This window comes from Nitrosomonas sp. Nm33 (assembly GCF_900107265.1).
Classification (GTDB): domain Bacteria; phylum Pseudomonadota; class Gammaproteobacteria; order Burkholderiales; family Nitrosomonadaceae; genus Nitrosomonas.
This window is the reverse complement of the sequence record NZ_FNPJ01000096.1, coordinates 1-8869: the sequence shown is the minus strand read 5'-3', so window position 1 is coordinate 8869 and position 8869 is coordinate 1. Positions and strand designations below refer to the sequence as shown.

At 48.5% G+C, this 8869-nt stretch carries 12 protein-coding genes and 1 pseudogene; 2 read left to right on the top strand and 11 right to left on the bottom strand.

From position 1 onward, the window contains the following. Positions 1 to 251 (bottom strand): IS630 transposase-related protein (locus BLV54_RS13780; protein ID WP_090569664.1); only part of this gene is annotated, 251 nt, incomplete at its 3' end. A gap of 536 nt (positions 252 to 787) precedes the next feature. Between BLV54_RS13780 and BLV54_RS13770 the strand changes: the two genes are divergently transcribed. Beyond that, complete coding sequence (locus BLV54_RS13770; protein WP_090572196.1) at positions 788 to 1297, top strand: DUF1993 domain-containing protein; 510 nt, start codon at positions 788 to 790, stop codon at positions 1295 to 1297. 90 nt (positions 1298 to 1387) lie between these two features. Here the strand turns inward: BLV54_RS13770 and BLV54_RS13765 are convergent, their stop codons facing one another. From BLV54_RS13765 to BLV54_RS13750, 5 genes are read right to left on the bottom strand one after another with little or no spacing between them, the layout of a single operon-like run. After that, positions 1388 to 2065 carry a Dph6-related ATP pyrophosphatase gene (locus tag BLV54_RS13765; protein ID WP_090572195.1) on the bottom strand — a complete coding sequence of 226 codons (678 nt, stop codon included), beginning with the start codon at positions 2063 to 2065 and terminating at the stop codon, positions 1388 to 1390. Continuing rightward, on the bottom strand, positions 2065 to 2178 hold the full coding sequence (locus tag BLV54_RS17375) for a LexA family protein (RefSeq protein ID WP_371113305.1): 114 nt from the start codon (positions 2176 to 2178) through the stop codon (positions 2065 to 2067). The genes BLV54_RS13765 and BLV54_RS17375 overlap by 1 nt, the downstream gene beginning before the upstream one ends. Positions 2179 to 2195: 17 nt before the next feature. Beyond that, complete coding sequence (locus BLV54_RS13760; protein ID WP_339389442.1) at positions 2196 to 2336, bottom strand: LexA family protein; 141 nt, start codon at positions 2334 to 2336, stop codon at positions 2196 to 2198. Between the two features lie 35 nt (positions 2337 to 2371). Then, on the bottom strand, positions 2372 to 3124 hold the full coding sequence (locus tag BLV54_RS13755; protein ID WP_090572193.1) for an ImmA/IrrE family metallo-endopeptidase: 753 nt from the start codon (positions 3122 to 3124) through the stop codon (positions 2372 to 2374). A gap of 17 nt (positions 3125 to 3141) precedes the next feature. Beyond that, the gene (locus tag BLV54_RS13750) at positions 3142 to 4107 is read right to left on the bottom strand and encodes a tyrosine-type recombinase/integrase (protein WP_090572192.1); all 966 of its coding nucleotides are present in this window, start codon (positions 4105 to 4107) and stop codon (positions 3142 to 3144) included. A gap of 331 nt (positions 4108 to 4438) precedes the next feature. Here BLV54_RS13750 and BLV54_RS13745 point away from each other — a divergent pair, with 331 nt between their 5' ends. Next, positions 4439 to 4672, top strand: coding sequence for a hypothetical protein (locus tag BLV54_RS13745; RefSeq protein WP_090572191.1), 234 nt, complete (start codon positions 4439 to 4441; stop codon positions 4670 to 4672). A gap of 134 nt (positions 4673 to 4806) precedes the next feature. Here BLV54_RS13745 and BLV54_RS13740 read toward each other — a convergent pair whose 3' ends face one another. The 5 genes and pseudogenes from BLV54_RS13740 to BLV54_RS13715 form a co-directional block, all read right to left on the bottom strand. After that, entirely contained in the window at positions 4807 to 5562 is a 756-nt protein-coding gene (locus BLV54_RS13740; protein WP_090572190.1) for an ABC transporter permease, read from the bottom strand. Next, positions 5559 to 6482, bottom strand: coding sequence for an ABC transporter ATP-binding protein (locus BLV54_RS13735; protein WP_090572189.1), 924 nt, complete (start codon positions 6480 to 6482; stop codon positions 5559 to 5561). The genes BLV54_RS13740 and BLV54_RS13735 overlap by 4 nt, the downstream gene beginning before the upstream one ends. Then, a complete protein-coding gene (locus tag BLV54_RS13730; RefSeq protein ID WP_090572188.1) occupies positions 6479 to 6730 on the bottom strand; it encodes a hypothetical protein in 252 nt (83 codons plus the stop codon). The genes BLV54_RS13735 and BLV54_RS13730 overlap by 4 nt, the downstream gene beginning before the upstream one ends. Next, positions 6727 to 8400: pseudogene (gene gshA / locus BLV54_RS17010) on the bottom strand (glutamate--cysteine ligase). The gene BLV54_RS13730 and the pseudogene gshA overlap by 4 nt, the downstream one beginning before the upstream one ends. A gap of 169 nt (positions 8401 to 8569) precedes the next feature. Further along, positions 8570 to 8866: a LysR substrate-binding domain-containing protein gene (locus BLV54_RS13715; RefSeq protein ID WP_256329516.1), complete on the bottom strand. Its 297-nt coding sequence runs from the start codon at positions 8864 to 8866 to the stop codon at positions 8570 to 8572. Positions 8867 to 8869: the final 3 nt, after the last annotated feature.

Below are 8869 nucleotides of genomic sequence, written 5' to 3'. Positions count from 1 at the left end.
TTCTGCGCCACGCCCAAACGTTTTGCTCGCTCGTACTGATAGGCATCGGGATAATCGAGAATATCCTGCCGCAATACATCAAGATCAATCTTGCGTTTGCGAAACCCTTGAGGTTTGCGATCAACATGCTTGATCCAGCGAACAACGCTTGCTATACCCACATCAAACCGCGCTGCCACCTCGGCTATCGTAAGTCCTTCTTTCTCTCGAACAGATAACACTTTACGGCGAAAATCCAATGAATATGCCATCCTTGCATTATAATCAAAATTATCTGGTTATGCTGTATTGTTAACGGTTATGGTAACAATTGCCAGCGTTCAGGACCGTGACTGTGCTCGCTTACTGTTGTGCCATCTGCCAGCCAATTGCAAGAAACTACAGAAGCTTTGAGTGTATGGTGACTACGCTAATCGCCTTATAGATTGCTTTACAGAACGGTTCATATTCTGTCTGGTAGCGGAATTGCGGTCCAAGGAAACCAAAAAATTTGTATTGCTGCCCCGTCTTTGGGTAGTCGAGCGCACTTTCAGTTGGCTGAGCCATTCTCGCCGACTAAGTAAAAACCATAAACGTTTCACACGTATCGATGAAACTTGGTTTTATATCGCTATTATTCGCATTATGTTGATGAAGCTAGCTTAAGACAGGAGTTTCTAGCCAGCCTTCTTGAACCCTGTTTTTAATTGCTTACTTCAAGTGTTGAATGCACAAAATCATGCCCATTCATGAGATACTCAATTTCAACGTATAACAATCACTGGATTCAATTAACTGATATAAATCTATGACAACTTATATTTACACTACTTCCGTACCTGTTTTCAAACAGCTAATGAAAAGCCTCAGTGCTATTTTGACCAAGGCTGAGGCATATGCTATCGAAAAAAAATTTGAACCGAAAATATTGCTGGATGCGCGGTTATTTCCTGATATGTTCCCCTTGATCCGCCAAGTGCAAGTCGCAGCCGATTTTGCCAAGAGCGTGTCAGCGCGGCTGGCAGGAGTTGAGGTTCCGGTGTATGAAGACAACGAACAGACCTTCGCCGATTTGCAGGCACGAATTAGCAAGACCTTATCGTTCATCGATAGCCTGACGCCCGCGCAATTTGAAGGTAGCGAAACGCGTGAAATCGTGTTACGCCCGGGCACGCCGAAAGAGAAAAAACTGGTTGGCCACAACTACCTGTACCACTACGGCATGCCTCAATTCTTCTTCCACGTCACCACTGCTTATGCGATCTTGCGGCACAATGGTTTGGAAGTCGGCAAAGGCGATTTTATGGGAACCTATTAAGGTTGTTCAGAAGAGCTTAATCTGTCCAAATTGGTTTGACGACGTACAAATATGGTATAACATCACTTTTAATGTCATGGATGGGTGGAATTAAACATTATCAGTAGTAGTTATGTTAGCAAAAGCAAATTTGTCCTTTTCCTGCACCCCATTCACGAGAACAGGAATAATCTTGGAGAAGAATGGAGTAGCGCTAACAAATGTGTGAAATTCGCCATTTTCTCCACATGGATCAATATGGGAAGGTAAGGAATCAAGCAACTCATGATCAAATTCTCGGCCAGCTATGTAGGCGGGAAGTCTGGTAGTATCCACACAACTTATATATGCCTTTAAGCCGCTGCCAATCATTTCTCTGGCTAACATGGCTGTATTGTTACCCCATAAAGGAAATAGTGGCTGGAGCCCGCTTCCTTGGAGACTATGTTCACGATATGACCAGACATCCTCAAGGTAGAGATCACCAAATGCAATATGGGACACCTGATAAGTGTTAATTAATTGGGCACAAGCTTCTGTCATTATTTGATTGTAAATCTCGTTAGGACAAGGAGAGGGGAGAGATAACTGATGCAGTGGCAGATTTACAGCAGCAGCCAGGCAGGCTAATAACTGTGCGGATATGCCATGTGAGATGACATTATTGTGTTCAGCATTTAGTGTGGTCAACAAAACTACTACCTCACATTGTGGGTTTTGCTGTAGCTTATAGAGAGCCCAGGCTGAGTCTTTGCCACTGCTCCATGCTAGTGCGATGCGATCAGGCATTAAACACTTAATCGCGATACGGTTCCCACTACAACTCCCCACACTTGCAATTCATCATTTTCACGGAAACGGATAGGGGGATATGCAGGATTCTCTGCGTGTAGTTCGATCACGCCTAGCGGACTTGCAATCACTTGCCAGGATATTCATTATTAATCACCGCTAACACGATTTGCCCGTGTTTAGGTTCAACCAAGCGATCAACCACCAGCATATCACCATCGTGGATTTGCGCACCTGTCATGGAATTACCTATGACATGATTATTTATACCCTTGGAACCTATCTGGTAGATCGATTGATTGATTAATGTCGCTTATTTCTTCCGGGCCACGGTAGTTCTCCTGTAAGTTCTGACAAGTCTTCATTATCTTTAATACGTGTGCCAAACCGATTAACCTCCACCTCTGGCAAGTCTTCACTGTCAAACCAAAGCAAGGAAATGGTAGTATCCATGGGTTGGTAGTGTCTAGCAAGTTCCCACAAGTCGAGTCCCTTTTCCCAGTTTTCAAACCAGATGTCCTGGGCTATTTTGGCTGTAACAGTAGAATTGACACTCGATGTGCGGAGTCGATGAGCGACAGAGTCAGAGGGTATAGATGATCTCGGTGATATCCATGCGCCTACCCGCTTTAATTGTAAAGAGCGAGTAGTATATCGAACATACCCACGCTCCATCGTAACAAAAGCACAGGGAATATCGCTCAAGCTGGCGAATCTTGATGCTGCAGCAGGAAACGATGTTCCAAACTCGTCGGCCATATACTGGATAAGCTCCAACGAAGGCTCTTCCTTAGGTACGGTCGACAGCCATTGCTGATAAGGCATGAGTAGTTCAACAGCGAACGGATCGCAGGCAACTTCATTGGGATGTCGCTTGGCATAGGCCCAAGATGGAACCTCCTCATGGCTCGATGGCAAATCCAGCAGGATATGGGCTATTTCATGGCAAATGGTGAATCGTTGACGCTCTTGTATTTCCAGAGAATTCACCGTGATGATATGTTTTCCACTAGGTTTGGTGAGCGTGTATCCAGATTCACCTTTTGTTGGTCTAATGTATCTATTCCGTAATGTTAATAACTCACTTTGAACGTCGGACTATCTTCCGGCCTCGTTTTACGGTGGTCGTATATCCTCGTGGTAGAAATATTGGCATGCCCCAACCACTCCTGCACCTTGGCAATATCCGCCTGGTGATCGAGCGCATTGGTCGCAGCCGTGGCCCGCAGCGAATGGGCCCCGATCCTGAACCCCAGTTTTGTGGAGTAGGCTTGCACGATCTTGTAGACGGCATCCGGGGTGATCGCTTTGGGTGCATGCTGATGCCGGTTATTGCTCAGCGATCGGAATAACGGGCCGCTATCTTCTTCGCTATGACCGGCTGCCTCTAGATAATCATGCAGTAACCCTCCCACCTGCGGATGGATCGGTAGAAAGCGGATCTTGCCGCCCTTGCCGGAGACTTTCATGTGCAGTACCCCGCGTCGCTCTTGTTTGATGTCCTTCACCTTCAGTTTGCACAGTTCATCGCGGCGCAGCGCATGGTATAGCAGCACCGCGAAGATGGCGCGGTCCCGTTTGCCTTTCAGGGAGACACCGTCCGGCGCATCGAGTAACGCGCGCGCCTGATGATCGCCCAGTGCCGGGGATTTGCCCTCATAGCTTTCCACGCTAGGGCGTTTCACCCCCTTGACCGGATTATGTGTGACCGCATTCTGTTCGCACAAGTATTCAAACAATGAGGAAAGGGCTGCCAGGCTATGACGGATGGTGGCACCCGACAAATCACGATTTCTGAGTTCATCCCGGAACGCGATGATATGGGCTCGGGTAATTTGCCTGAATTCTTCCGGGCGGGCTATACCGGTAAATTGCATAAAATGATGCAGGGCATTTTTATAGGCACGCCGGGTGCAGACATTTTCTAAATTGGCAAACCATTCGATCTTGGGGGGGACTTCTGCCAGCCGATAAAAATCGGCCACGTCTAAGAGTCGATGTGAGGAGTGCTTGATGGCAGGTAAATTATCTGGGTTCATGGAGAGTATCTTACTCTTGATAAATAGGTTATCAATAGTCAATAAGAGGGAGCGTATCAGGTCAGTGATGGAAAAAGCGCCCAGTCAGGGCACCCTGTAAAATACCCTGCTAGTCACCTCTCAACCCCATTCTTTTTTTCTTTTTGGTTTTTCTTTGTTACAGTGTAATTCTTTGCATGTGGTTATAGTGTAACTATCCCCTGTTTTAAATTAACTGTGTTTATCTGAAATAGTCGGTTAGTTTTCATTAATTAGCGATTATTTTGCACTTTCTTATGAATATCTTGCTTGCTTTCTTATCGTTACAGTGTAATGATATGGAGTTGATAAAATGGCAATGACGAATGCAGAAAGGCAAAAAAAATTTAGAGAAAAAAACATAGGTGTGAAAGGTAAAAACTTTAGGCTACAGTCAATCATCGACCTGAAAACACATGCGGAGCTTGAAAGATTGGTTTTGAGACTGAATCAATCTAAACAGGATGTTATTGCACGAGCTATCCACGAACTGGCGGAAAAATTGGGGTGTGAAATAGACGAGTGGGAAAAAGAACAATATCAATAATTACACTGTAACGTATTGTTGCTTGTTATAGTGTAACTAATTAGTTGTAAGAATTTCTAACGCACGTGCAGCGGAACTACGCGACAAAATGTTGCGGGCTGAAAAAGGGGAAGTCGTGGATAAACTACTACGGATCATTTTCGGATTTTGTACCCTGTTTTCAGCATTCGCAATGTCCCCCACGATACCGCCAGGAAACATGCCATCAGAATCCCGAGGCTGAGGTAGGGTGAAACATCCGAGGAGCGAAAGAAGCCGTAGCGAAATCCGTCCACCATGTAGAAAAACGGATTCAGATACGATAATCCTCGCCAGAATGGAGGCAACGAGGAGATCGTATAGAAAGTGCCCGATAAAAACGTCAGTGGCAGGATGACAAAGTTCTGCAACGCAGCAAGCTGCTCAAATTTTTCCGCCCAGATTCCCGCAATGATGCCTATGGCGCCGAGCAACGCAGTACCCATCAAGGCAAATACGAATACCCATGCAAACGAGTACAGGGGAAGTTCATAAAACCCCACCGCCACCCCGTAAATGCCCAGTCCTACCACCAGACCACGAACCACCGATGCCAGTACATAAGCAGTGAATATTTCCTGGCAGGAAAGCGGCGATAACAGCATGAAGATGTGATTACCCGAGACCGTCGATTGAATCAGGCTTGATGAGGAGTTGGCGAAAGCGTTCTGCAACATGGCCATTATCACCAGTCCCGGAATCAGAAAAACGGTGTAGGTTATACCGGGATAGGCCTGCATCCGTTCTTCCAGCGCGTGAGAAAAAATCAACAGATAGAGCAAGGTGGACAGCATGGGCGCAAATACGGTCTGGAGCCCGACTTTCCAGAATCGCAGCAGTTCCTTGTAGAGCAGCGTAAGAAATCCATTCATGCCGATGCGGATTCCAAGCTCTCTGCATCATGCATGATCTTTACGAACACTTCTTCCAGATCAGGCTGCAATATCTGCAGTTCCAAGATTTGGGTCTGGGCCACGCGCAATGCGGCCATCACATTTTCAAGCTGGGAGTATTCCTCGATTGCCAGAACGTAGCAGCCTTGGTCGTGGCTGATTGTCAGTGGCTGCAACGCTGCCGGCAGCGTACCGGGAGATAACCGCAGTCGTATCCGGTATTCGGAAATGTTGCTGACTAGATTTCTGATGCTATCGAGCACGCAGATGCTGCCTTTTTTGAGCATTGCCACGCGGTCGCATAAAGCCTCCGCTTCTTCGAGATAATGCGTAGTGAGCACAACGGTATGACCGTTGCGGTTTAATTGCCTGATGAAACGCCACAGCGACTGGCGCAATTCCACGTCCACACCTGCCGTGGGTTCATCCAGAACGATTACCGGAGGTTTGTGGACCAGTGCCTGTGCGACCAGCACGCGCCGCTTCATGCCGCCAGACAACGAACGCATGTTGGTATCGGCCTTATCGGCAAGGTCGAGATGGTGGATTATCTCGTCTATCCAGCTGTTATTCTTCTTCAAACCGTAATAGCCGGATTGAAACACAAGCGTTTCCCGAACGGTGAAGAACGGATCGAATACCAGCTCCTGCGGCACCACGCCCAGCATGCTACGCGCTTCACGGTACCCAGTGACGACATCATGCCCCATTACCCTGACACTGCCGCTGCTGGCAAGGGCAAGACCTGCGATGATATTGATCAGCGTCGTCTTTCCCGCTCCATTGGGACCAAGCAAAGCAAAGAATTCGCCGGCGTTGATTTCGAGATCAACGCCGCATAAGGCATACAATGGGCCGAAACGCTTGTGCACCTGCCTGATTTCGATTGCCGACGTCATGGAGAAAGCTCCTTTTCAGGTGAAGGAATGACATTTGCGTATCGCCCGGCTATACGGCTTTCGGACGCATCTGCCGCGCAGGCTGTCGCTCCGCGCATCATGGCAACGCTCGGGTCCTTATAAGTCCTGATGGAATCCCGCTGCCGAGAACGAAGGCAGGTTTCATTGGGAGTGATCATCCCGTTACCGGGAATGGGCTTCAGCATGGCCATTCCTTGCCGGTGCTTGCGCTGTTTGCATGAGTTCACCAAATTCTCCGAGCAGCAGTTTCGACCCTGGTGTCAGGTAGTTTTTGAGGCAAGTGCAAGTCCCGGGAATGAACGATGCTGGCTGAGGCGCCTTGCGAGAAATAGTTGCTCAGGTATTGATCGAAAGGGATCTCATCCGTGGCCTCGAGCTGTTTCTGTTGCGCCAGTGATGCCTTGACCTGGAGATCGAAATTCCCCTTTACCGCTGCATCCAGCGCGGCATTCCTGAAATAACGGGTGTATTCATGGGACTTCTGCAATGCCAGCTCAGTAATTGACATCTTTTGGGCGCGCATGGCCGTCAGCACCCTTGCTGAAGCCGTCAACTCGGGATGGCAAATTTTTTCGATCTGCTGGTGCAATGCGCAGGTATAGGGGATATCGGCATCGCCGTTATCCAGGATCTCGCAGATCTCCCGCATCTGCTCGCACAGCGTCAGCGCCCATTGCCGCAACGGGACTTCATGCCCATTGTCCAGCAGCTTAAGCCTCGGATCCCTGCCCAGATTGGCCACCGACAATGCGTTATTGCCGATCTCGTCATGCTGCTTCAAGTCATGCCCCGAATTGGGCTGGAACAGACAGAAAAGACTCAGCGCCTCAAGAAAACGCGTGGTTTCGATCGCAATGCCCGCAGGTTCAAACATATCGACATCCACGGATCGTATTTCAATATATTCAATCCCCCGACTTCCCAGCGCACGCAGCGGCCTCTCTCCGGGTCTCGTCGGCTGTTTTGGCCGTACCGGAGTGTAATACTCGTTCTCGATTTGCAGGAAATGGGTATTCAATTGCCGGTACTAGTCGCCTGCCTTTGCCCCGATCCTTTCATATCCGAGATAAGGTATCGTCGTTGCCTTGCCCAAATCCCGTATGTATTCTTCGATACTGTTAAAGGAAATATGAAACATTGATTGAACGGCATTCAAATAGCCGATCTCGCTCATCCTCAAAGAGGTGGCAAAGGGTTTGTAACAGGAAGTCTCATCAAATTCCTGCAACGTGCGGGAATAACCAGAATTGCGGCTATCCAGGAAACTTTTGCTCACTGCAGGGGACGAACCGAATAAATACAGGATAAGCCAGCCATAGCGCTGCAGGTTTCTGATCATTCCCATATAAGCCTGGGTCGTGAAGGATCGCAGATCGTCGGCATTTCTCATGGAATGCTGGTATTGCGGCCAGAATGTCTCGGGAAGCGAATAGTTGAAATGGATCCCGGCGATGACCTGCATGCAGCGGCCGTAGCGATAGCTTAAGCCCTGCCGGTAGATGTGTTTCATCCGTCCGACATTGGATGAACCATATTCGGCGATGGGAATGGCCGAATCCCGCAAATCGCCGATAGGCATGCTTGCTGCCAGCAGTAATTCGTCATTGATATTTGCGCAGACATATTTATGCAAATCCTTCAGGGAATTCAGCATTTCCGTTCCATCCGATAATGCTGGCGTGATCAGCTCAAGCAGCGCTTCAGAATAATCGGTTGTTATGTTCAGATGTGTCAACGCGGCGCCAAGCTGAACCGGATGAGGCGATGATGATATCGATCCCTCCCGGTTAATTCGGAGGCTTTCTTTTTCGATGCCTTTCAAGCCATAAATCAATAGCGGCCAGAGAGATTCATCGATGGTTGTTGTGCGCTCGCTGCAAGATAATTGTTCTGACATTTATGCTCCGATAATGCTTGCAATAAACAAGTAGTCAAAGTATAAGCTGGGAGGCGGATGGCGTGTAGTCTGCAAAATCGGTTATCAGAGTTCTATTTTTGAAACAATGAGTGGGACAGCGGCAGAGATGGACTCGTTGCATAAGTCCTGATAGCGCTCTTAAGTTAGCTTAGTCCTCAGGCAGCATCTCGAAGCGCTGCGCAAGAAAATCAATTAACGCCCGCACGGATGGCAGAAGACCGCGCCGGGACAGAAACACAGCATGAATGATTTCCCGACCTGGCGCCCAGTCTGGCACCAGTCTAACCAATGAACCAGCTCCCAGCTGATCCCGTGCCATGACCACCGGCAGCTGCACTACACCGACACCGGCGACAGCGGCGTCTCTCAGCGCAATCATGTCCGTCGTCACGAAACGCGGCGTGTGGTGAAGTGTTACGTGTGCGCCATCTGGCCCATGCAGCACCCA